18 protein-coding genes are annotated in these 24,295 nt (G+C 45.6%); 11 read left to right on the plus strand and 7 right to left on the minus strand.

Going from position 1 to position 24,295, the window contains the following annotated elements; genetic code table 11:
- Positions 1 to 286: 286 nt before the first annotated feature.
- The 9 genes from L5L98_RS04395 (at position 287) to L5L98_RS04435 (ending at position 9,521) form a co-directional block, all read left to right on the plus strand.
- A complete protein-coding gene (locus L5L98_RS04395) occupies positions 287 to 1,033 on the plus strand; it encodes a YebC/PmpR family DNA-binding transcriptional regulator (RefSeq protein WP_263138826.1) in 747 nt (248 codons plus the stop codon).
- Between the two features lie 112 nt (positions 1,034 to 1,145).
- Complete coding sequence (ruvC, locus tag L5L98_RS04400) at positions 1,146 to 1,667, plus strand: crossover junction endodeoxyribonuclease RuvC (RefSeq protein ID WP_006081743.1); 522 nt, start codon at positions 1,146 to 1,148, stop codon at positions 1,665 to 1,667.
- Entirely contained in the window at positions 1,664 to 2,281 is a 618-nt protein-coding gene (gene ruvA / locus L5L98_RS04405; protein WP_006081742.1) for a Holliday junction branch migration protein RuvA, read from the plus strand. Before ruvC ends, ruvA begins: the two co-directional genes overlap by 4 nt.
- 47 nt (positions 2,282 to 2,328) lie before the next feature.
- On the plus strand, positions 2,329 to 3,333 hold the full coding sequence (ruvB, locus tag L5L98_RS04410; RefSeq protein WP_028759854.1) for a Holliday junction branch migration DNA helicase RuvB: 1,005 nt from the start codon (positions 2,329 to 2,331) through the stop codon (positions 3,331 to 3,333).
- Between the two features lie 745 nt (positions 3,334 to 4,078).
- Positions 4,079 to 6,655 carry a TonB-dependent receptor plug domain-containing protein gene (locus tag L5L98_RS04415; protein WP_263138831.1) on the plus strand — a complete coding sequence of 859 codons (2,577 nt, stop codon included), beginning with the start codon at positions 4,079 to 4,081 and terminating at the stop codon, positions 6,653 to 6,655.
- 223 nt (positions 6,656 to 6,878) lie between these two features.
- The gene (locus tag L5L98_RS04420; RefSeq protein WP_028759856.1) at positions 6,879 to 7,559 is read left to right on the plus strand and encodes a response regulator transcription factor; all 681 of its coding nucleotides are present in this window, start codon (positions 6,879 to 6,881) and stop codon (positions 7,557 to 7,559) included.
- A gap of 226 nt (positions 7,560 to 7,785) precedes the next feature.
- Positions 7,786 to 8,913 (plus strand): M14-type cytosolic carboxypeptidase, encoded by a 1,128-nt coding sequence (locus tag L5L98_RS04425; protein WP_263138834.1) that lies wholly within the window; start codon positions 7,786 to 7,788, stop codon positions 8,911 to 8,913.
- 12 nt (positions 8,914 to 8,925) lie between these two features.
- Positions 8,926 to 9,243 (plus strand): zinc ribbon domain-containing protein, encoded by a 318-nt coding sequence (locus L5L98_RS04430; protein ID WP_105252563.1) that lies wholly within the window; start codon positions 8,926 to 8,928, stop codon positions 9,241 to 9,243.
- Positions 9,240 to 9,521, plus strand: a complete 282-nt coding sequence (locus tag L5L98_RS04435; protein ID WP_263138837.1) for a YeaC family protein — start codon at positions 9,240 to 9,242, stop codon at positions 9,519 to 9,521. Before L5L98_RS04430 ends, L5L98_RS04435 begins: the two co-directional genes overlap by 4 nt.
- Positions 9,522 to 9,824: 303 nt before the next feature.
- Here L5L98_RS04435 and ansA read toward each other — a convergent pair whose 3' ends face one another.
- The gene (ansA, locus tag L5L98_RS04440) at positions 9,825 to 10,838 is read right to left on the minus strand and encodes an asparaginase (RefSeq protein ID WP_263138840.1); all 1,014 of its coding nucleotides are present in this window, start codon (positions 10,836 to 10,838) and stop codon (positions 9,825 to 9,827) included.
- 138 nt (positions 10,839 to 10,976) lie between these two features.
- Positions 10,977 to 12,824 carry a signal peptide peptidase SppA gene (gene sppA / locus L5L98_RS04445; RefSeq protein WP_263138842.1) on the minus strand — a complete coding sequence of 616 codons (1,848 nt, stop codon included), beginning with the start codon at positions 12,822 to 12,824 and terminating at the stop codon, positions 10,977 to 10,979.
- Between the two features lie 165 nt (positions 12,825 to 12,989).
- Here sppA and L5L98_RS04450 point away from each other — a divergent pair, with 165 nt between their 5' ends.
- Complete coding sequence (locus tag L5L98_RS04450; RefSeq protein ID WP_263138843.1) at positions 12,990 to 15,008, plus strand: NADPH-dependent 2,4-dienoyl-CoA reductase; 2,019 nt, start codon at positions 12,990 to 12,992, stop codon at positions 15,006 to 15,008.
- A 305-nt stretch (positions 15,009 to 15,313) separates the two neighbouring features.
- Here the strand turns inward: L5L98_RS04450 and yfaE are convergent, their stop codons facing one another.
- From yfaE to ubiG, 5 genes are all read right to left on the minus strand, one after another.
- On the minus strand, positions 15,314 to 15,739 hold the full coding sequence (gene yfaE, locus L5L98_RS04455; protein WP_028759862.1) for a class I ribonucleotide reductase maintenance protein YfaE: 426 nt from the start codon (positions 15,737 to 15,739) through the stop codon (positions 15,314 to 15,316).
- Between the two features lie 38 nt (positions 15,740 to 15,777).
- The gene (gene nrdB / locus L5L98_RS04460; protein ID WP_263138846.1) at positions 15,778 to 16,908 is read right to left on the minus strand and encodes a class Ia ribonucleoside-diphosphate reductase subunit beta; all 1,131 of its coding nucleotides are present in this window, start codon (positions 16,906 to 16,908) and stop codon (positions 15,778 to 15,780) included.
- A gap of 74 nt (positions 16,909 to 16,982) precedes the next feature.
- Positions 16,983 to 19,271, minus strand: coding sequence for a class 1a ribonucleoside-diphosphate reductase subunit alpha (gene nrdA, locus L5L98_RS04465; RefSeq protein ID WP_105252559.1), 2,289 nt, complete (start codon positions 19,269 to 19,271; stop codon positions 16,983 to 16,985).
- A gap of 503 nt (positions 19,272 to 19,774) precedes the next feature.
- On the minus strand, positions 19,775 to 20,446 hold the full coding sequence (locus tag L5L98_RS04470) for an HAD family hydrolase (RefSeq protein ID WP_263138850.1): 672 nt from the start codon (positions 20,444 to 20,446) through the stop codon (positions 19,775 to 19,777).
- Between the two features lies 1 nt (position 20,447).
- A complete protein-coding gene (ubiG, locus tag L5L98_RS04475) occupies positions 20,448 to 21,158 on the minus strand; it encodes a bifunctional 2-polyprenyl-6-hydroxyphenol methylase/3-demethylubiquinol 3-O-methyltransferase UbiG (RefSeq protein WP_028759866.1) in 711 nt (236 codons plus the stop codon).
- 385 nt (positions 21,159 to 21,543) lie between these two features.
- Between ubiG and gyrA the strand changes: the two genes are divergently transcribed.
- Positions 21,544 to 24,294 carry a DNA gyrase subunit A gene (gene gyrA, locus L5L98_RS04480; RefSeq protein WP_263138853.1) on the plus strand — a complete coding sequence of 917 codons (2,751 nt, stop codon included), beginning with the start codon at positions 21,544 to 21,546 and terminating at the stop codon, positions 24,292 to 24,294.
- Position 24,295: the final 1 nt, after the last annotated feature.

The following is a 24,295-nucleotide window of genomic DNA, read 5'->3' on the forward strand; positions in this document are numbered from 1 at the left end:
ACTTTTGTAAATCGACCTTATTCAAATCGACATTATGTAAATCGTTTTAGTGTAACTCGTTTTTGTGTAAGTCGATTTGGGTTAACCCTTGTCAGTTATTTTTTGTCGTACCGAAAACCGAGGCATGAGCCTCGGTTTGTTTTAGTGAACCGTCATTCCACCGCTTATCAATATCTGTTAGTTCAATCCTTTAAGTAAATAGCCGTTATTTAGTCTTATTCCACCTTCGGCTCTTGATAAGCTTTGCGATGGCACCTAGATGATACCTAAGTAGAGGAGACTTCCCATGGCAGGTCACAGTAAATGGGCCAACATTAAGCACCGTAAAGCGGCTCAAGATGCTAAACGCGGTAAACTCTTTACTAAATTCATTCGCGAGTTAACCGTTGCAGCCCGTGAAGGTGGCTCAGATCCCGACTCCAATCCACGATTACGTGTCGCCATCGATAAAGCCCTCGGTGGCAATATGACCCGAGACACGGTTGAGCGTGCGATTAAACGTGGCGCCGGTGAATTAGAAGGTCAGCAACTCGAAACCATTCTCTATGAAGGTTATGGCCCAGGCGGCACCGCTGTGATGGTTGAAACCATGACGGACAATCGTAATCGTACTGTGAGTGGTGTACGTAATGCGTTTAGTAAATCGGGCGGTAACTTAGGCACGGATGGGTCGGTTTCTTACCTGTTCACTAAGCGTGGAGTGTTATCCTATGCGCCGGGAACCGATGAAGATGCATTGATGGAAGCGGCGCTTGAAGCGGGCGCGGAAGATATCGTCAGCTATGATGATGGTGCTGTGGATGTGTTTACCGATCCCGTTGATTTCTATACGGTGAAAGAGCACCTCGATAAAGCCCATTTTGTGGCGGATAATGCCGAAATCGCGATGATAGCCTCGACGAAAGCTGAGCTTGATCTAGAAACCGCCGAAAAATTTATGCGCCTTATCGACACCCTTGAAGATCACGATGATGTGCAAGAGGTGTATCATAATGCGGAAATCTCCGATGATGTGATGGCAAGCCTAGGCTAGATTGACTGTGAGCTGAATTAGGGCGTCAATTGATGCCCATTTCAGCTCGCAAACGCTAACGTAGGAACAGGGACGCAAGGGACGCAAATGTAGATCCCATATAAGGTATTGAATGGCAATTATTTTAGGTGTTGACCCAGGTTCACGGATCACAGGCTACGGCGTGATCCAATGTCAGGGACGGCATCAGATTTACCTCGGCAGTGGTTGTATTCGCACTTCGTCTGAAGAACTGCCTGGCAGGCTCAAGCAAATATTTGATGGGATCACTGAGATTATTCGTCAGTATCAACCGGACGAATTTGCGATTGAGCGCGTATTTATGGCAAAAAATGCCGATTCTGCGCTCAAGTTAGGCCAAGCACGCGGCGCGGCCATTGTTGCTGCCACAGTCGCCAATTTACCTGTGGCCGAATACAGTGCGACTCAAATTAAGAGTGCCGTCGTGGGTACGGGGCGAGCGCAGAAAGCCCAAGTACAACACATGATCCAACAACTACTTAAATTACCCGCAGCCCCACAAGCTGACGCCGCAGATGCACTCGGTGTTGCTGTGTGTCATTATCACACCAGCCAGAGTTTAATTGCATTGAGTGGCCGGGCAACGGCAAGAACATACGGACGGTACAGATGATAGGTCGTTTACGGGGCGTGCTCGTTGAGAAACAAGCACCAGAAATTTTGATCGATGTTAACGGTGTGGGTTACGAGTTGCAGATGCCGCTTACTAGCTTTTATGAGCTGCCTGAAGTTAATCATGAAACTATGGTCTACACCCACTTTGTGGTGCGTGAAGATGCACAGCTACTCTATGGTTTTATCACTAAGCAGGAAAGGGCGTTATTTCGCTTACTGATCAAGACCAATGGTGTCGGTCCCAAGCTCGCACTGACCATTTTATCAGGCATGACAGCCGGAGAATTTGTGGGTTGCGTTGAGCGCGATGACATAGTGACCTTAGTGAAATTACCCGGTGTTGGTAAGAAGACAGCCGAGCGGTTACTGGTAGAAATGCGCGATAAGCTCAAGAGCTTGATGGAAGCCTCCGCAGGCTCAGAGCGTGAGTTCGTGCTGCAATCCAATTACTCACCCGCACCGACAGTCAATAGCGCCGAAGAAGATGCTATTTCAGCTTTAATTTCGCTGGGTTATAAACCACCGCAGGCCAGCAAATCGGTTTCTGCAGCCTACAAAGAGGGCATGGATTCAGAAACTCTGATCAAAGCCGCCCTTAAATCGATGCTTTAATTGAACAATGATGATAATTAAGATGAAAGCTGCGATAAGGAATAACAATGATTGAGGCAGACAGACTCATCCAGCCGCAGATCCAAGCTCAAGATGAATCCATCGACAGGGCGATGCGTCCTAAAATGCTCGATGAATACACGGGTCAAGATGACACTCGGGCACAGCTTAAGGTGTTTATTCAAGCGGCAAAGAATCGTAATGAAGCCTTAGATCATATGTTGATTTACGGTCCGCCGGGATTGGGTAAAACCACCTTAGCCATGATTGTTGCGAACGAGATGGGGGTGAACATTAAATCCACCTCTGGGCCTGTGCTGGAAAAAGCGGGAGATCTCGCCGCACTTTTGACCAATCTCGAATCCGGTGATGTGTTATTCATCGATGAAATCCACCGATTAAGTCCAGTGGTAGAAGAGATTTTGTATCCCGCGATGGAAGATTACCAGCTGGATATCATGATAGGTGAAGGGCCAGCGGCACGTTCTATCAAGCTTGATTTACCGCCGTTCACTCTAGTGGGCGCGACAACAAGGGCAGGGGCGTTAACCTCACCACTTCGGGCGCGTTTTGGGATACCGTTGCGGCTTGAGTTCTATAATATCAAAGATTTAAGCACCATAGTCACGCGTTCGGCGCAGGTGATGGAACTGGATATTGATGCTGAAGGAGCATTTGAAATCGCACGCCGTTCACGTGGTACACCGCGGATAGCTAACCGACTGCTTCGCCGCGTGCGGGATTACGCGCAGGTGAAGCATGATGGCGCTGTCACTAAGTTTGTTGCCGATCATGCACTAGACTTGCTGGATGTCGATAATGAAGGTTTCGATTACATGGACCGCAAGTTACTACTCGCCATTATCGATAAGTTTATGGGTGGCCCAGTTGGACTCGATAACTTAGCAGCAGCCATAGGTGAAGAACGCGAAACCATTGAAGATGTGCTAGAACCCTTTTTGATCCAGCAAGGCTTTATCCAACGCACGCCCCGCGGCCGTATTGCAACCGCACGGGCATATCAACATTTTGAGTTGATCAAACCCGAGTAAACATCAGTTTGATGATACAGACTATAAGAGGCGACCTAAGTGGTCGCTTTTTTTATAAAGAAAATTTGTCCTTGAATGTGGTCCGTATGAGATGTAAGTCATTTATTTAAGAATAAGAAATAGGGAGTGTTTAGAGGGATTGGAAGCTAATACTTATATTCAAAATTAATATGCAAGATCAGTAACAAATAGTCATTTCAAAGGCGTGCAGAATTATTTGTACCTTAATTGTTAAACCATAATTTTAGACGTTGTTAAAATGCATAATTAGCACAATTGATACATAGTGTATCTCTGTTTTAATGCAATTTATCTATGTTTATCGGTATTTTAGCGCTTTGGCTATCTGTGGATATTGCTAGATATGCAGATTTAACAATAGTTAATCAATACACTGTTCTTTTAGGTAGCTTTGATAAATGTTTAAAAGTGTGATCTTTGTCGCATTTTTCAATGTGCAAAATGTTGCCGATATATTTCTTGTTAACAGTGTTAAGATCTGCTTAATTCATGAGTTGTAGTAACTAACTCTGTTTTAATGTGTAAAATAAGGGTATTAAAAAATAAGTGTCAAATCTATTAACCAAATAAATTACAATAATTAACAATATGTTTTTGTTGGTTAAAATTTTGAGCATTGACGGAGTTAAAGTGAATCCTCAGTATCAGGTGCAACACTAGTACAGCAATAACTGTACAAGCTGTAAGCATAAAAATAATAGTAAGATCTAGGGAGCATTCATACATGATCAAAAGAACGAAAGTTGCGTCAGCTATTAACTTAGCTATCGTTGCATCTATCACTACAGGTGCATTTGTTACGTCAAGCGCATTTGCTGCTGAAGAAAAAGCAAAAGTTGAGCGTATTGAAGTGACGGGTTCACGCATTCAACGCCAAGATATGGAAACAGCATCTCCTGTGACCGTTATCGATGCTGCTGCGATTAAAGCGGAAGGTTTCACATCGGTTGACCAAATGTTGCAAGTACAGACTTCGATGGCGGGTGCGGCAGTGGGTTCAACCACAAACAACGGTGCTGACGGTGTTGCCCAAGTTGACTTACGTGGTATGGGTGCAGAGCGTACGCTTGTGCTACTGAACGGCCGCCGTATGGTGAACTCTGGTTCTGGTGCCAACAGCTCTGTGGATTTGAACTCAATCCCTGTTGCTATGATCGCTCGAGTCGAGATCCTGAAAGACGGCGCTTCTGCTGTTTATGGTTCAGATGCCATTGCAGGTGTTGTTAACATCATTACGAAGAAAGACTTTGAAGGTTTCCAATTAGACTTTAACGGTAGCAGTACAGACAAAGGCGATGGCGAAAATGGTGAGGTCAGTGCGCTATACGGTTTTAATACCGATGGAGGTAATTACACCTTCGGCGCTGCTTATTCAGACCGTCGTGGTGTGATCCAATCTGATCGTGATTGGACGAAACCAGGTTCTAGCTCTTTTGTCCCTAATGGCGCATTCCTAGGTAATGAACTAGATGAGAATGGTCAGCCAGTGCTTGACGAAAATGGTAAGAATGTACAGGAAATGAAAACTCTCCAAGGGCAAGAATGGGGAGCGATGCAAAATGGTTATGATTTTACTAAAGACAGTTGGTATCAAACGCCAAGCAAACGTTATAGCTTATTTGCAAATATGACCCAGGAACTGGGTAATGATCTGGTGTTATCAGGTGATATTTTATACACCAAGCGTAAGTCCGATCAGCAACTCGCCGCACAACCAGCAGATATCATGCTTAATGTATGTGATGCCGCAGGTGTGCCTGCTGGTGCACCTTGCATAACACTTGATAATGCTATGGTTGCAGGTGGTATTGAGGCCGATAAAACAGGTCGTGTTAACTATCGTCGTCGGACTAATGATGTTGGTGCTCGTGTATATGAGCAAGATACTGATACATATCGTATTTCAGGTGATTTGGCTGGTACACTAGATGTTCATACTGGTATGAACTGGGACGTGTCTTATACCTATGGCAAGAATAAGGCTTCAACCTCTGTCGCGAATTCGATTAATGCCACTAAAATGAAACAATCTGTTTATGCTAATCCAGATGCTTGGTTTAATGGTCAATCATTAACTCAAGATATTATTGATGATGTGGGTTATTTTGAACAAGCTAATGGCGGCAATGAGCAACACACTGTAGCAGGTGTATTGAGTGGTGAGCTGTTTGATGTAAGTGCTGGTGCAGTCGGTTTTGCTATCGGTACTGAGTATCGCCGCGAGAGTGGGTATTACAATCCTGATCCAGTAGTGATTGCAGGTGATAGCACCGCGGCACAACAGGATCCAACTGATGGTAGTTACGATGTCATTTCTGTCTATCAAGAAGTGAGTGTGCCCTTCACTGAAAAATTAACGGGTGAATTCGCATTACGTTTAGACGATTATTCAACCTTTGGTAAAGCAAGCACTTGGAAGATAGGTTTAACCTATGCTGCGACCGATGATTTGATGGTTCGAGGCGTGGCCGCAACGGGCTTCCGAGCTCCTAGTGTCAGTGAACTATACGGTGGTAACACTGGTTCATACGATTATTTAGATGATCCTTGGGGCAATGAGCAAGATCCACAAATTTTAGTGAATTACACGTCAGATCCTGATTTGAAACCAGAAGAATCTGAGTCTTACACTGCTGGTTTAGTATATTCACCTAGTTATGTTGAGGGAATGTCTGTCACATTAGATTATTGGCGTTTTAAAGTATCAGATGCGATTACTCGTTTAGATGCGCAAGCCGGTTTAAAAGATTGTCATGCTGGTGATGAAATTGCGTGTGAGACCTTTAAGATCACGCTTGATGGTAATTTGGATAACTTTACTAATCCATTAACTAACGTGGGTAGCCAAGATACTAGTGGTATCGATTTTAATTTAGCCTATAGTTTCGAAGGCTTAGGTTTAGATTGGAAAATTAACAACGATACGACTTATTTGATTAATTTTGAGCAAGAGAGCAAAACGTATACAGGTACTATAGACGGTAACTTCGGTGCTTATGCTCGGGTTCGAAATAATTTCAGTCTATCTGCGGGCCAAGGAGATTGGAGCCTAATGTACTTCAACCGTTATATTGGTGAGATGTCTGATCTTGCTAAAGGCTACGATGTTGATGCAGTGCTATACCATAATATTGCTGGTACTTATCATGTAAATGATATGACTACAGTTAGTTTAGGGGTTAAGAATTTCACAGATGAAGAACCTTCTCGTGTTTCTAACGGTAGCGATGGCGGCACAGTTCCACAAGTTTATGACACAATCGGCCGCGTGATTTACGGTGGTGTAACTGTTAAATTCTAAGCTAAGTTCAGACTCTTAGTTTCTAAAAAGCGCCTTAGGGCGCTTTTTTATTGGGAGTTTATGAGGTGATTTTAGAGTCGCTAATCATCAGTTGATTGGTTGTTAATATCGTATTTTGTTCACAGTTTTCAACATCACACTTCTTAACGAATGTAATAGCGCTAGAGTCGTCTCGATTCGCATGGTAATATAAATGATATAGATTCTCGTTTGGGCTTTAAGGATGAGTAAAATACTCTTGGTCGATGATGATCCATTGTTTAGCGTTTGGTTAGCTGATGCCTTATGTACGCAAGGGCATGAGGTTAAGTGTGCGGTTAATGGCATCGAGGGGCTGGCATGCATTGAAAGTTTTGCTCCAGACATCATAGTGCTTGATTTAGTGATGCCACAGATGAATGGATTTGAGTTGCTAAAAGCGCGTGAATGTTCAACGCCAGTATTGATGATTTCAGCACGTGACAATGAAGATGATCGCATCACTGGTTATGAATTGGGGGCAGATGATTTTCTGAGTAAGCCGTTTAGCATAAAAGAGATTTTTGTCCGCTTACGAGCCTTAGAGCGGCGTCTCTGTGCTGGTCACTCTCACTCGCCGCAAATGGCGACTGTGGCGGCTAAAGTGATTAACTTCGATGAAATGAGTTATAGGATCACTATTGGCACCCGCTATGTCGATTTGACCCAAACCGAGTTTAAATTATTTAAATATCTTTTTGAAAGAAAAGGCCAAGTCATCACTAAGCAAGAGTTGCAGCGCTCAGTGCTACAGAAAGATTTGGGCCGATTTGACCGCAATCTGGATATGCACATTAGTAACACTCGCCGCAAGTTAGCTAACATCAGCTTGCCGCGTAACTTGATTAATACAGTACGAGGCCAAGGTTATAGTTTTATGGTTTAATATCTTCATTAACTTATAGTGAAAGGCTCTTTTTTTTGTGGATTTTAGGCGTGTTAACTGGTCAATTAAAGGCCTATTGCAAGTGTCTTGACTGAATTTAATGGCTTTCGTTTTCCCCTTGGGATGTTTTGGTTTATTCTATCGGCCATGTAATAAAATGTGCCGTGTGCTATCTGTCGCACGCCATTAAATTGCCCTTAGTTTTAACAACCTATTAGGAATCATTATGCGGATCAGTGCCAACTTTGATGGCGGAAATATCCAAGTCGTCAATCTTGATAATAAAGACGATATTCAACTTGCTATCCGCCCTGATGCGGGTGGTGAGTTTTATCAATGGTTCAATTTTCGATTTGAAGGTGAGGTGGGTAACCATTACACCTTGAATATTATCAATGCGGGAACCGCTTCTTATACCAAGGGATGGGAAGATTATCAGGCGGTGGCCAGTCATGATCGCCAGCATTGGTTCCGTATTCCGACTCAATATCAAGACGGTAAACTGAGCATTAGCATAGAGTTAGATTGCGATGCCATTCAAATCGCTTACTTTGCACCCTACAGCTATGAGCGTCATTTAGATTTACTCAGCGGCGCCCAGTTACACCCAGATGTCAATTTAGAGCATTTAGGCCTGACCTTAGATGGCCGCGATATTACTCTGATGAAAGTAGGGAATGGCGATCCTTCTAAACGCAATATTTGGATCACCGCCAGACAACATCCGGGTGAAACGATGGCTGAATGGTTAGTTGAAGGCCTAGTGAATCGTTTACTCGATAATGACTGTCCCACGGCAAAGGCGCTGCTTGATAAGGCCAATTTCTATATAGTGCCCAACATGAATCCCGATGGCAGTGTCAGAGGTCATCTGCGCACTAACGCGATTGGGATTAATCTAAACCGCGAGTGGCAAACACCGAGTTTAGAAAAAAGCCCTGAGGTATATCACGTCGTCAACAAGATGCAGCAAACGGGTGTTGACCTGTTTTATGATGTGCATGGTGATGAAGGCTTACCTTATGTGTTTCTAGCGGGTTGTGAAGGCGTTCCCGCTTACAATGATAAACTCGCGCAGCTGCAAGCGGACTTTAGCCAAGCATTGACCTTAGCCAGTGCCGATTTTCAAACTCAGTTTGGCTATGATAAAGATGAGCCAGGCCAAGCGAATTTGACCGTAGCGTCTAATTGGGTTGCCCAGACCTTCAAGTGTTTATCAAATACCCTTGAGATGCCGTTTAAAGACAATAACAATCTGGCCGATCCTTTTGTGGGTTGGTCACCAGAACGCAGTATTTATTTAGGTGAAGCATCGCTAATTGCCATGCTCGCCGTTGTTGATAAGTTACGTTAGGGCGAGGCTGATATGGCATTAATTGAATGTCCGGTGTGTCGTAAACGTATGTCGAGCAAAGCGTCTTCATGCCCCCATTGCCAAGCAAAAACCGATGGCGACAATGAGTCCTTATCGCGCATTAGTCATATTCAAAAGTCCAGCAGCTTAATGAATCAGAGTTTCGTTGCTATGACCTTGTTTATTGCTGGTGTGGTGATTTGGTTTTGGGGTGGGGAACCCGCCGAAGGTATGCGAGCGAATATCGCCGGAATATGCTTTGTGTTTGGTTTTGTAGGTTATCTCATTACACGAGTCAGAATCGTGTTACATAAGCGGAAAAGTGTATGACGGATATCAATCAAGTGATCGATCAAATGACTATTGAAGTCTATGAAAGGCTTCGCAGTGCTGCTGAGCTGGGTAAGTGGGAGGATGGCACTGTGTTGAGTGAGACTCAGCGTGAATCGACTCTGCAGGTGGTGATGTTGTATCAAGCGCGTAAGCTTGAGCAAACAGAGCATTTCACTATTGCATCTGACGGAAAAATTAATGAGCTGTCTAAGGCCGAGCTGAAAAAGCAATTCCGCGGTGAGCCGATTGCTGGCTTTAAAGCGCAGGATTTATAATTTCTGACTGGCCGCGCAGATAGGCTTGCAAGGTGTGTTTTATTAGGAATTAGGCGTAAGTCTGAGGTTGGCAAGGGGATTGGCATTTTATCTTTTGTTAGTGATATCAAGACTAACATTGATTTGATATCAAATAACTTCAATGCAAATCTTGGTCCGCAAAAGTCTTAAAATAAACACTCATTTAGTGCTGTTAAGTCTGAGCTAAAATCTAGTCTGAGTTTAAATCAAAAAAGCCCATCAAATATGGGCTTTTTTGTTGCTAGCGTTTGAGGACAACAAACAGATTAGAAGACACTATCTTTAATCTATGCTCAATTCACCTACTAAGTTTTGCAACATGGCCGCTTTTATCTCAACTGGCTGCAAATTTTTAGATAGCAAATAATGCAGTTTTGCTAAGGCCGCTTCTATAGTCATATCGGCGCCACTGATCACGCCTGCTTTGGCTAATGCATTGCCTGTGGCATAGCCGCCCATATTCACCTTACCTTGGAAACATTGGGTTAGATTCACCAGCACTATGCCACGTTCATCTGCTTGCCTTAAGGTTTTGAGTAAGGCGGCATCCTGCGGCGCGTTACCCACACCAAATGTCAGTAGTATGAGGGCTTTAACTGGCTGCTGCAGAATGTTCTCAAAAATCTGTGTTGAGATCCCTGGATACAAGGTCACCACACCCACAGGCTGCGGACTGATATGCGCCACTTCCAATGGGGTATCGTTGGCGACGGTGATCTTGCCTGCGCGCAGATTGATTTTGATCCCAGCCTCAAGCAGTAGCGGGAAGTTGGGTGAGGCGAAAGCATCGAAGCCGTCGGCGTGGGCCTTAGTCGAGCGATTACCTCTAAAGAGTTTGTTATTGAAGAATAAACACACTTCAGCGACTGGATAATTCGCCGCAATATAGAGTGAGTTCAATAAATTAGTTTGGCCGTCTGAGCGCAACTGTGCGAGGGGAATTTGCGAGCCCGTCACTATCACAGGTTTTGATAAGCCTTGCAGCATAAACGACAGTGCCGAAGCCGTGTACGCCATGGTATCTGTGCCGTGAAGGATTACAAAGCCATCGTACTTATCGTAATTGGCTTGTATATCGTCGGCGATCATCTGCCAATCGGTTGGTGCCATATTGGAAGAGTCGATAAGCGGGCAGTATTCGTGGATCACAAATGTCGGCATTTCTTCATGGTAAAACTCAGGCATAGATTGCACGCACTGAGTCAGGAATCCCGCGACGGGGACAAAGCCGTTATCGGTCTTTTGCATACCGATGGTGCCGCCAGTATAGGCAACATAAATGGAGCGTTTAGTCATTCTTGTCGTTTTCTTTAGCTTCAAGTGGCCGAATTATACGATTTTACTGACATAAACCCAATAAAAAAGCCCGGAGATCCGGGCTTTGTCTTTGTCATCATCTTGACGTTGCGAGCAGCAACCTAGACGCTAGCAGATTTAGTTCATCATATTGCAACTATCACAGTAGATGTAGACGTTATTTGGATCATCAAAAGAGGTTAACGTTTTCAAACTGCTAGTCCACTGTTGTAGCATTTGCTCTAACATCGATGACTGACTTAGTGAGGCGGGCAGGTAACTCGATACTGAGGCAAACATCTGCTGCATGAATTTTTGTTCGGGTGTCAGCTCTTGTTCGATGACGCGGGTATCAAATAGCGTCATATCCGCGAGTTTAGCGGCTTTAGCTATGGCTTCATCTACATCACCCAGTTCATCGACTAAGCCAAGTTCAAGAGCCTTTTTACCGCTCCAAACGCGGCCTTGAGCAATCTTATCGACTTGTTCTATGGTCATCTTACGTTCTTTAGCGACCAGGGAGATAAAGTCCGAATAGCCGCGTTCAATATGACGTTGGATAATCGCTTCAATCTGGGGGGAAAGTGTGCGGGTAACTGATAATCCTGCCCATTCTGAGGTCGATACGCCATCGGTATGCACGCCTATACTGGCCAATGAATCTTCAAAGGTAGTAATCATACCAAAGATCCCAATCGAACCCGTGAGCGTCGTTGGCGTTGCGAAGATATAGTCGGCACTGGCTGAAATCCAGTAACCACCGGATGCGGCTAAACTGCCCATACTCACAACCACGGGTTTACCCGCTGCTTTAAGTGCCAGTAGTTCTTGACGAATTTGCTCAGAGGCAAAGGCGCTACCGCCAGGGCTATCAACGCGTAATACTAAGGCTTTAATGTGTTTATCAAAACGTGCCTTACGTAGCAGCTCGGCGGTGCTTTCACCGCCAATTTGGCCCGCAGGTTGAGTGCCGTTCAAAATTGTGCCACTTGCCACAATAATACCAACACTGTCTTGCTCTACAAAGCTGGGTAATGGCGTCACTAAGGTTAAGTAATCATAAAAACTGACTTGTTTGAAACTGTCACCACTGCTGGCTTTTCCTACGGTTTCTAGCATGGTTTTACGAAAATCTTCTGTGGTCGCTAGGTTATCAACCCATTTCATGTTGATTGCCATTGTGGCTGAATCGCCATTGGCTTTATCAAGCTCTGCCAAATAAGTGGTTGCGTCGGGCACCAGAGAATTCGGTTCGATATTGCGATTGCCTGCAACCGTTTGTGTGTAGCTTTGCCATACATCGGCTAACAGTGCACTACTGGCTTCCCGCGCAGCATCTGACATATTGTCACGTATGTAGGGTTCAACCGCAGATTTAAAGGTCCCCACGCGGAAAATATGCGCTTTGACTTTGAGTTTTTCTAAGGCCGATTTGAAATATTGGTTGTACATACTCAGGCCATCAAGCGAGACACCGCCTTGGGGATTGAGGTAAATGGTGTCGGCAAAACTGGCGAGGAAATATTGATTTTGCTCGTAGTAGTTGCCGATGGCGATGACTTTTTTACCGCTCTCTTTAAAGCGATTGAGTGCATTGCCGATAGATTGTAGTTTGCTGATCCCAGCACGTTTAAGATCGACCAGATCGAGCACTAGTACGCTAATACGTTGATCTTGTGCTGCATTGTCAATGACATAAAGCACATCGGCGAGTAGGATTTCACCATCGGCGTTGGCATTTTGGCCTTGTTTGAATGCGGCTTCTAAGGGATCGACTTGTTGTTTCTGATCGACAATCGAGCCTGCTAAATTAAGCACCAGTGCCGAATTATCTTCAACTTGGATATCTTCGCTACTGCCAATGGAGATAATGATCGCGGCTAAGAGTCCAAAAAAGATTAGATTGAGGATGAGTTTACGCGTCCCGTTCAGGGTGTGCCAAATAAACAAACATATTCTCTTGAAAAACGATGGGTTAGCGGACATCTGCCACTCCTTTATAAGTCCAATCTGCCAATGCTAACTGAAAATGGCGCTACAGGCTAAACACAATTGTAAAGGATTTTGACTGATGGCCTCGATCCAACGGTTGAGCTTAGATTTGACACAAGGTATGCTGATTTAAATCACTTGTTTTAAAAGGATGTTTGAATGTCGTTTCCCCATTTATTAGAACCCTTAGATCTGGGATTTACCCAGCTCAAAAACCGTGTGCTTATGGGCTCAATGCATACAGGTTTGGAAGAAGAAAAGGGCGGATTTGAGAAACTGGCAGCGTTTTATAAAGAACGCGCTCTGGGTGGTGTAGGTTTGATTGTGACGGGTGGTATTTCCCCCAATCTTCGTGGTCGCCTTACGCCCCATGCCTGTCAGCTGAGTTTTCCTTGGCAAGTGGGTAAGCATCGCGTGGTAACGCAGGCGGTGCATGAGGCTGGCGGTAAGATCTGTATGCAAATTTTGCATGCAGGACGTTATGGCTATCATCCTTTTTCCCAAGCACCAAGTAAGATTAAGTCACCCATTACACCCTTTACGCCGTCTGCTATGTCTAGTCGCCAAGTGCGCTCGACCATTAAGGATTACGCCAGTTCGGCCGCCCTTGCCAAGAAAGCGGGTTACGATGGTGTAGAGGTGATGGGCTCTGAAGGATATTTGATTAATCAGTTTGTCAGTGCGCGCACCAACACTCGCACCGATGAATGGGGCGGTGCGTTTGAAAAACGGGCGCAATTCCCGATTGAGATTGTTAACGCGATACGGGCAAAAGTCGGTAAAGATTTCATCATTATCTTCCGTTTATCTATGCTCGATCTGGTGGATAACGGTTCGACTTGGGATGAAGTGGTGCAACTGGCGCAGTGGTTAGAGCAAGCTGGCGTGTCCATTCTAAATACGGGCATTGGTTGGCATGAAGCGCGAGTACCGACCATTGCGACAAGCGTGCCCCGTGGCGCCTTTGCGTGGGTGACGGAAAAGCTCAAACAATCTGTTTCCGTTCCCTTAATTGCGACTAACCGCATTAACACCCCTGAGATTGGTGAGCAGATTATCGCCTCTGGTCAAGCTGACATGGTGTCGATGGCGCGGCCTTTCCTTGCTGATCCTGAGTTTGTGAATAAAGCTGCGGCGAACACGCCGGAGCTTATCAACACCTGCATTGGCTGTAACCAAGCTTGTCTTGATCATACTTTTTCCCTCAAGCGCGCAACTTGCTTAGTGAATCCTCGCGCCTGTTATGAGACTGAAATCAATTTCTTACCTACAGCCAATAAAAAGCGTATTGCGGTGATGGGTGCAGGTCCTGCGGGCATGGCGTTTTCTGTTTATGCCGCCATGCGTGGCCATGACGTTGTCTTGTTTGAAGCGAAATCTGAGGTGGGTGGTCAGTTTAATCTCGCCCGTAAAATCCCAGGGAAAGAAGAGTTTAACGAGACTATTCGTTATTTCATTAACCAAATTAAGCTGCATAAGGTGGAGCTGAGATTAAACACTCGCCTCGATGCCAGTGTGTTGGCGACGGAAAAGTTTGATGAAGTGGTAATTGCCTCAGGCGTTGTGCCGCGTGATTTAGTCTTACCCGGCTTTGATGACCCACGGGTGGTCGATTATCAAAAAGTGCTCTCGGGTGAAGTAACAGTCGGTAATACGGTGGCCTTGATTGGCGCCGGCGGTATAGGGTTCGATATGGCGCACTTTTTGTGTGAGCGCCAGTCGAGTACCTTGAATCCCGATAAATGGCTACAACAGTGGGGCATAGATAAAACTTACCAGCATGCGGGCGGCCTAACTGAACCTCATTCCGACACTACTGATCATCGTAAGGTGTTTTTACTGCAACGTAAAACGTCGAAGATGGGCAAGGGCTTAGGCAAAACCACCGGCTGGATCCACCGTCTTGTGCTTAAGCAACATGATGTGAAGATGAAAACGGGCGTGAGTTACGACAAGTTTGATGATGCAGGACTGCATATTCGCGTGGGTGAAACCGCTGAAGTGCTGGCCGTTGATAACGTCGTTTTGTGTGCTGGGCAAGAATCGAATCGCACGTTAGTGGATGAGATGAAAGCGACGGGCCTGCCTGTGCATCTGATTGGTGGCGTAGATGTCGCGGCAGAGCTTGATGCTAAGCGTGCAATCCGCCAAGGCGCTGAACTGGCAATGCGTTTATAGAAAGTCGATAAGCCTTACGTTTTAAGCGTTAAGTATTCAATGTTAGATCCTGAAAGCCTGAACTTGTGTTCAGGCTTTTTTGTTTTAGTTTGTTTGTGTGAATGCATTGAAAATAGAGAGAAGGGAAAATAGTGGGTTTTAAAACGTTTGGTATCTAATGGCGCGGATTGAATAAGGCTGTATTGAAAGGGGCTGTTTGTCTTAAAGCTACTCTTTGTTTAAAAGCTCATTTTTGTTTAAAGCGATTTTTGCTTTTAACGCTACATCTTGTTTAAAGCAGCTTATTGAACAATCGAGTCTTGCCGTTATGAGTCTTCAAACACTGCCTGTTTCTGCGTGCGTGTGTCACTTGCTACATTTTGTGTTTGCTTTGGCTTAGCCAAACTGGCTTTATTCTGATGAGATTGACACGCATAGGTGACCACAGCTGCACCTTCAGGTGACAAGTCCAGCTCTAAATCTTCGGTTGGCACACAGCAGCAGGGTAAACATTCATCATGTTTAAGTTCGGCTAAGGGTTCGTTTAAGTAGCTGACTTTTCCGCTGATGACCCGTGTTTTGCAGGCACCGCAGAAACCGTTGCGACATTCTGAGAAGATTTTGACTTTTTTGGCTTCGAGCGCTTGTAGCAAGGTGCCTTGTTGCTCGGTAAAGAGCAACACAGGTTGACCTTGAAGGCGCACGATTGGCGCCTTCGCAAACAGGTTTTGTGGCCGTTTTTTTGATGTCACTGTTTTAATGCCATTTTGTAACGTCACTTTTAAGTGTCTTATAGATCGAAGTCGAGGAACTCATCACCATCAACCGCGGAGTCGATTTGGCCGACAAGGTATGAAGAGACTTCAACTTCCTGTGGTGCAACTTGCACTGCATCGCTTTCTAACCAGTTTTTCATCCAAGGTAATGGATTGGTTATTTCTGGGTATGGTTGCGGTAGATTCACCGACTTCATGCGTTGATTAGTAATAAACTCAACATATTGGCACAGGATCTGTTCATTCAAACCTATCATAGAGCCGTCTTTGAATAGGTATTTTGCCCATTCTTTTTCTTGCTCTGCGGCTTTGAAGAATAAATCGAAAGCTTCCTGTTGGCATTCTGCAGCAATTTCACCCATTTCTGGATCGTCTTTACCGCCTTGCATGATGCTTAAAATATGCTGAGTGCTGTTTAAGTGTAAGGCTTCATCACGGGCAATAAGGCGAATGATTTTCGCGTTACCTTCCATCAGTTTACGTTCAGCAAAGGCAAATGAGCAGGCAAAGCTAACATAGAAACGAATAGCTTCTAGGGCGTTGACTGACATCATGCATAGGTACAAGGCTTTTTTCAGGGTGCGGGTGTTTACGATGACTTCTTTGCCATCGATGATATGGGTTCCAGCACCGAGTAAATGGAATATCTGAGTCAGTTGGATCAAGTGATCGTAATAAGCGGCGATATCGGTCGCACGGCTTAAGATTTCTTTGTTCACGACGATATCGTCGAAGATCACTGAAGGATCGTTAACGATATTGCGAATGATGTGGGTGTATGAGCGCGAGTGAATCGTCTCAGAGAAAGACCAAGTCTCAATCCAGGTTTCTAATTCAGGCAGTGACACCAGCGGCAAAAAGGCCACATTGGGCGAGCGGCCTTGAATCGAGTCGAGTAGGGTTTGGTATTTCAGGTTCGAAATAAAGATGTGTTTTTCATGATCAGGCAATGCACCGTAGTCAATCTTATCGCGACTGACGTCTACTTCTTCCGGGCGCCAAAAGAAAGATAACTGCTTTTCTATCAGTTTTTCGAACACTTCATATTTTTGTTGATCGTAACGAGCCACGTTGACCGATTGACCAAAAAACATAGGTTCACGGGTGGCATCGTTGGGTGTTTGACAGAAGGTAGAGTAGGCCATGGTGCTATTTTTCCAATGGATAGGGATCCACTAAATAGGGATCCCTATAAAACCGTTAACGTTAAAGTTAAAGACTAGATTTTACATGCGCCGCCGGCGCAACCGTCATCTTCTTTCTCTAAATTGGTGATGTCATCGTGTGAATCCGACGCACCATCGCGAGTGTTATGGTAGTAAAGCGTTTTAACACCTAACTTGTAAGCATTGAGTAAATCTTTCAGCAGGGTTTGCATGGGGACTTTACGGCCTTCAAAACGTGAAGGATCGTAGTTAGTGTTAGCTGAAATCGCTTGGTCAACGAATTTCTGCATAATACCCACTAGCTGTAAGTAACCGTCGTTGCTTGGCATTTTCCACAGCAATTCATAGCTATCTTTCAGTGTATCGAAATCTGGTACCACTTGTTTTAGCTGACCGTCTTTGCTCGATTTCACGCTGATAAGGCCACGTGGTGGCTCAATACCATTGGTCGCATTGGAGATTTGCGACGAGGTTTCTGATGGCATTAATGCCGACAGCGTTGAGTTACGCAGGCCATATTGCTTGATATCGCTACGCAGTGATTCCCAGTCTAAGTGCAATGGTTCGGCACAAATTTTATCCAAGTCACGTTTGTAGGTATCGATTGGCAAAATACCTTGAGAGTAAGTGGTCTCGTGGAATAACGGACACGCACCTTGCTCTTTGGCCAAGTTCATTGAGGCTTTCAGTAAATAGTACTGAATCGCTTCGAAGGTTCTGTGGGTTAAAGCGTTCGCGCTACCATCAGAATACTTCATGCCGTTTTTCGCTAGATAGTTAGCGAAGTTGATCACGCCTATGCCTAAGGTACGGCGATTCATCGAGGCGATTTGCGCGGCCTTGATAGGATAATCTTGATAATCCAATAGATTATCCAGTGCGCGTACGGCGAGGTCGGCTAATGGCTCAATATCTGATAACTCTTTGATAGAACCTAAGTTAAGTGCTGACAGTGTACAAAGCGCGATTTCACCTTCTGGATCATCGATGTTATTCAATGGTTTAGTCGGCAGGGCGATTTCAAGACACAGGTTAGACTGTCTGATCGGCGCGACTTTTGAATCGAATGGGCTGTGAGTGTTGCAGTGATCCACGTTCTGAATGTAGATACGGCCCGTTGAAGCGCGCTCTTGCATCATCAGTGAAAACAGCTCAACTGCTTTTATCGTTTTCTTACGAATGCTGCTGTCTTGCTCATATTGCAGATATAAACGCTCAAACTCGTTTTGATCTTCAAAGAAAGCATCGTACAAGCCAGGTACGTCAGATGGGCTAAATAAACTAATGTTTTCGCCTTTGATCAGACGTTGATACATGACTTTGTTCAGCTGCACACCGTAGTCTAGATGACGGATACGGTTGTCTTCGACGCCGCGGTTATTTTTCAATACCAGTAGAGATTCGACTTCTAAGTGCCAAATAGGGTAGAACAGGGTCGCAGCACCGCCACGCACGCCGCCTTGAGAACACGACTTCACTGCGGTTTGGAAATACTTATAGAAAGGTAAACAACCTGTGTGGAAGGCTTCACCACCACGGATTGGGCTCCCTAAGGCGCGAATACGACCGGCGTTAATACCGATACCCGCACGTTGGCTGACGTATTTCACGATAGACGAAGCGGTCGCGTTGATAGAATCTAAGCTGTCACCACATTCGATCAGTACGCAAGAGCTAAACTGACGCGTTGGGGTGCGCACACCGGCCATAATTGGCGTTGGCAGCGACAGTTTAAAAGTTGATACCGCGTCATAGAAATCTTTAACGTATTTCAGGCGCGTCTCTTTTGGATAACGGGCAAACAAGCAAGCCGCGACCAAAATGTAAAGGAACTGCGCGCTCTCATAGATTTCGTGGGTCACACGGTTTTGAACTAAATATTTGCCTTCAAGCTGTTTTACCGCAGCGTAGGAAAAATCCATATCGCGCCAATGGTCGATATAGGTATCCATCACATCCAGCTCTTCGCGGGTGTAATCTCTTAAAATGTGTTGATCGTATTTACCCAGCTCAACCAATTTAGTCACGTGAGCATACAATGCGGGCGGCTCGAACTGACCGAAGGCCTTCTTACGTAAATGAAACACCGCTAAACGGGCAGCAAGGAACTGATAGTCCGGTGATTCTGGAGAAATTAAATCCGCCGCAGCCTTGATAATGGTTTCATGGATAGCTTCGGTTGGGATGCCATCAAAAAACTGTAGGTGTGAGCGAAGTTCAACTTCCGAAACAGAAACGTTTTTTAATCCCTTGGCTGCCCAAGTAATTACGCGGTGTATTTTTTCGAGATCGATATTCTCACGATCGCCACAGCGTTTTGTGACTGTCATAGTGCTATTCATTTGGAGATAGGCCTTGGTTCTTATATGTATTTAGGTGAGCAAAATCACCGTACGTATCCTTGTAAAACAATCAATAATCGTCCCTTAAATACAGCTGACTGGTTAAAAACGAGTCAATTAAGCGGCGAGCTTCTAGTGTGTCTGATTGTTACCTATACACAAGATATGGTGTTTTAAATTATATGGGATACAAGATAGTGAGGTTTGCCCCTATTTGCAAGTCTGAATTCAGGGGACATCTTGTGGATAACGTGAGGATAAACTTTTGCGTTAGTAACGACTAACCTTGAAGCTCAATTTCAGGTTAGCGTGTCAGACTCATGGGGAATTTTTAGGCGATCTTTTTCTTTAGATCGCGATCGCTCACGAGTGCCGATCTTTTATGCGCCTGACTTTTTCCGTGGGTCATAAATAGTATGCTGACACACTGATGTCCGTCAGTGAAGTTACGTATTGGATGCCTTATTCGTGAGCATTGTAGGCGCTGTTTTTGGTTGATATTGTTAAGCCAATGCTTCGATTAGTGCTTGATGTAGCTCAGTTGGGTTCGCAAAATGCGCGTGCGCTGGCCATTGCAACGGCTTGTCGTTCACGCCCAGATAACCCCATAGGGCCACGCCGCCTAACATGCCAGCAGCCTTGGCCGCGAGCAAATCTCGCTCGGCATCTCCAAGATACAAAATCTGCTCTGGAGCACAGTTCAGTTGTTGTGCGCCTAACAGCATAGGTGCAGTGTGGGGTTTTGGGTGTTTTGTAGAATCGCCACTGATGATAACGGGCATACGCAAGTGTAAATTCAGTTTTCGCAATAAGGGACGGGTAAACCGGGCTGGCTTGTTGGTGATCACCCCAAACGGCAGCTGAGTTAACTCGAGCCAGTCGAGTAATGCCGCTATGCCTGTAAATAGCGCACAGTGATCGCCATTAATGCGCTGATAGTGGGCGAGCAGTCCTTGCTGTACTTGAGATCGAAGATCTTCTGCCGCATCAGGGATCGCGGCATCGACTAAGGCAAAACTGCCGTGGGATGCGGCGTAGCGCATGGCCGCTAACGGCTGCGCGGCGATGCCGACGTCTTGAAGACTTAAATTGAGGGCCTGCACCAGATCCGGCGCGGTATCGGCTAAGGTGCCGTCGAGATCGAACAGTACGCCTTTGATCTGTGCCAGACTCATATTAATCAACCTTACGCGTCGCAATCATGTAATTCACATCAACCTTAGGCGTGTACTTAAAAATGCCCGTCAATGGGTTGTAGCTTACCCCTAAGGCATCGGTACAGATAAGATCGGTATTATCTACTAGTTCAATCAGCTCTGAAGGCTTAATGAATTTTTTATGCTCGTGGGTGCCAACCGGCAGCATTTTTAGCAAATATTCCGCGCCTAAAATGGTGTGCACGTAGGATTTAATGTTGCGGTTGATGGTGGAGAAAAACACATGACCACCGGGTTTAACCATGTCACAGCAAGCCTTGATCACAGATTGTGGATCGGGTACATGTTCGAGCATTTCCATGCAGGTCACCACATCGTAATAGGCTTGATGATCTTGGCTGTGGGCCTCGGCGGTATTTTTTACATAATTAATGCTCACGCCCGTTTCGAGAGCATGTAGGCGGGCGACTTCTAAGGGCTCATCACCCATATCTAAGCCATCAACCTCGGCGCCGATGCGGGCCATGCTTTCAGACAATATGCCGCCACCACAGCCGACATCGAGCACTTTCTTGCCGAAAATACCGCCTGCGGTTTGATCGATATAGTTTAAGCGCAGCGGGTTTAATAGATGCAGCGGCTTAAATTCGCCGTTGAGATCCCACCAAGTTTCGGCCATACGTTCAAACTTTGCGATTTCCTGTGGGTCTACATTGGTATTCTGATGCATGCTATTACCTGAAGAAGCTGTATTGTGCGGCTATTATAACGACTATGTTTGATAAACAAAGTGCTCGACTGAGCTAAGCCCTTGTGGTTGAGTGAATTTTCAGCAGTTATCTGCTTTTATGTTAATTGTTGTGCTCCGTATCGACCTTTTACTTTATCCCTTTGGCGATTTTTCCTCATCGTAAGCCGTGAATTTCAACGCTTGTTTATCGCACAAACGACCAAATTGACAGTGTTTTCATCTATTAAGCCACCAGACTCTCAATTCGATAATGATAGGTCTGGCGACATTAAATAACTGTGTTAGAATGCCAAATCACGTTTTTGGGCTAGGCAATGATACGGATTATACGTTGTCGGCTATTTTTCAGGGGAACGAGCAGTTTATGACTGATCTGGCATCATCTATTTCGCCAATTAATATCGAAGACGAACTAAAGAATTCGTACCTTGATTACGCCATGAGCGTTATCGTGGGACGTGCATTACCAGACGTGCGCGACGGCTTAAAGCCGGTTCATCGCCGCGTTCTGTTTGCCATGAGTGAATTGAAGAACGATTGGAACAAGCCTTACAAAAAATCTGCCCGTGTGGTTGGTGACGTCATCGGTAAATATCACCCCCATGGTGATTCTGCTGTTTATGACACTATCGTCCGTATGGCCCAGCCATTTTCACTGCGTTACACCTTAGTAGACGGCCAAGGTAACTTCGGTTCGGTCGACGGTGACTCAGCGGCGGCAATGCGTTATACCGAAATCCGTATGGATAAGTTGGCGCACCAATTACTGGCCGATCTTGAAAAAGAGACAGTGGATTTCGTCCCTAACTACGACGGCACAGAACAGATCCCAGCTGTACTACCTACACGCGTACCTAACCTGTTAATTAACGGTTCATCGGGTATTGCCGTGGGTATGGCAACCAACATCCCACCACACAACCTAACGGAAGTAGTGAAGGGCTGTTTGGCATTGATTGAAGAACCCTCACTGTCGATTGAACAGTTGATGGAATACATTCCAGGTCCGGATTTCCCCACTGCAGCGATTATCAATGGCCGTAAAGGCATTATTGATGCTTATAAAACTGGCCGTGGCCGCGCGATCATGCGTGCTCTGGCAGATGTGGAAACCGAAGATAATGGCCGTGAGCGCATTATCGTCACTGAAATCCCGTATCAAGTGAACAAAGCCCGTTTAATCGAGAAGATTGCCGAGCTGGTTAAAGATAAAAAGCTTGAAGGGATCAGTGGTCTACGCGACGAGTCTGATAAAGACGGTATGCGTATCGTTATCGAAATTAAGCGCGGTGAAGTGGGCGAGGTTGTACTCAATAACCTTTATGCTCAAACGCAAATGCAGTGCTCTTTCGGGATTAACATGGTGGCCCTGACCAATGGTCAGCCTAAACTGTTTAACCTTAAAGAAATGCTCGAATGCTTTATTTTGCATCGCCGTGAAGTGGTGACGCGTCGTACCGTATTCGAACTGCGTAAAGCCCGTGAGCGTGCCCATATTTTGGAAGCACTGGCGGTTGCACTGGCTAACATTGACCCGATTATTGCACTGATCAAAGCCTCACCCACGCCTGCGGATGCCAAAGTGAAATTGGTTGAGCAAGGTTGGGAATTAGGCCACGTTCAAGGTATGTTGGAAAAAGCGGGCGATGACGCCGCGCGTCCAGAGTGGTTAGAGCCACAATACGGTATTCGTGACGGTCAATACTTCCTGACTGAGCAACAAGCTCAGGCCATTCTGGAACTGCGTTTGCACCGTTTAACCGGTCTTGAACACGATAAGATCATCGCCGAATACGAAGAATTACTCGAATTAATCGCGGGTTTGCTGTTTATTCTGCGCAGTCCTGAGCGTTTGATGGAAGTGATCAAGGAAGAATTAGTTCAAATCCTTGAAGAATATGGTGATGCGCGCCGTACAGTGATCAATGCCAACGAAGTCGATATGAGTCTTGAAGACTTGATCAACGAAGAAGACGTTGTGGTAACACTGTCGCACTTAGGTTATGCCAAGTATCAACCCTTGACCGATTACCAAGCCCAGCGCCGTGGTGGTAAAGGTAAAGCCGCGACGAAAGTGAAAGATGAAGATTTCGTTGAGAAGCTGTTAGTTGCCAATACCCATGACACCATTTTGTGCTTCTCTGACTTTGGTAAGATGTACTGGCTCAAAGTGTATCAATTGCCATTAGCGAGCCGTACGGCCCGTGGTCGTCCAATTGTTAACTTGCTGCCGTTATCCGATGGCGAGCGCATTACTGCGATTCTGCCAGTACGTGAATACGCGGCTGACAAGTACATCATCATGGCCACCTCACACGGTACTGTGAAGAAAACCGCACTAACTGCTTATAGCAACCCACGTGCAAACGGCATTATCGCCGTTAACCTCAAAGACGGTGACCAACTGATCGGTGTCGATATCACTAACGGTGATGACGAAATCATGTTGTTCTCGAACGAAGGGAAAGTGGTTCGCTTTGGTGAGAAAGTTCGTGATTCTGAAACTGGCGAAGTGAAAACCGATCCTGAAACCGGTGAAGAGGTCTTGTCCTTACGTCCTATGGGCCGTACTGCAACAGGCGTTCGTGGTATCCGTTTAGAAGAAGGTCAGAAAGTCGTGTCGCTTATTGTACCCAAAGGCGATGGCGCGATTCTGACTGTGACTGAAAACGGTTACGGTAAACGGACTCAACTGTCTGAATATCCTGCGAAGAGCCGTGCGACTAAAGGTGTGGTTTCAATCAAGGTGAGCGAACGTAATGGCGCTGTTGTTGGGGCTGTTCAAGTCGGTCTTAACGACGAACTTATGCTCATCAGTGATAAAGGTACCTTAGTGCGTACACCTGCGAGCGGCGTGTCTATCATTGGCCGTAACACTCAAGGTGTAACGATTATCCGTACTGCGGGCGACGAGAAAGTGGTCGGCCTACAACGTATCGACGAAATCCAAACTGAAGAAGATGAAGTCGAGCTGGATGAAAACGGTTTACCGATTGTTCCTGTCATTATCGAAGGCGAATTAGCCGACGAGGCGCTTGAAGAAGCGCTGGATGACGAAGAAGAGTTGGACGAAGATGAAGACGAACTTGCTGATGATGAGCAAGACGAAGAGTAAT

It is taken from the genome of Shewanella sp. SM23 (genome assembly GCF_025654295.1).
Classification (GTDB): Bacteria; Pseudomonadota; Gammaproteobacteria; order Enterobacterales; family Shewanellaceae; genus Shewanella; species Shewanella oncorhynchi.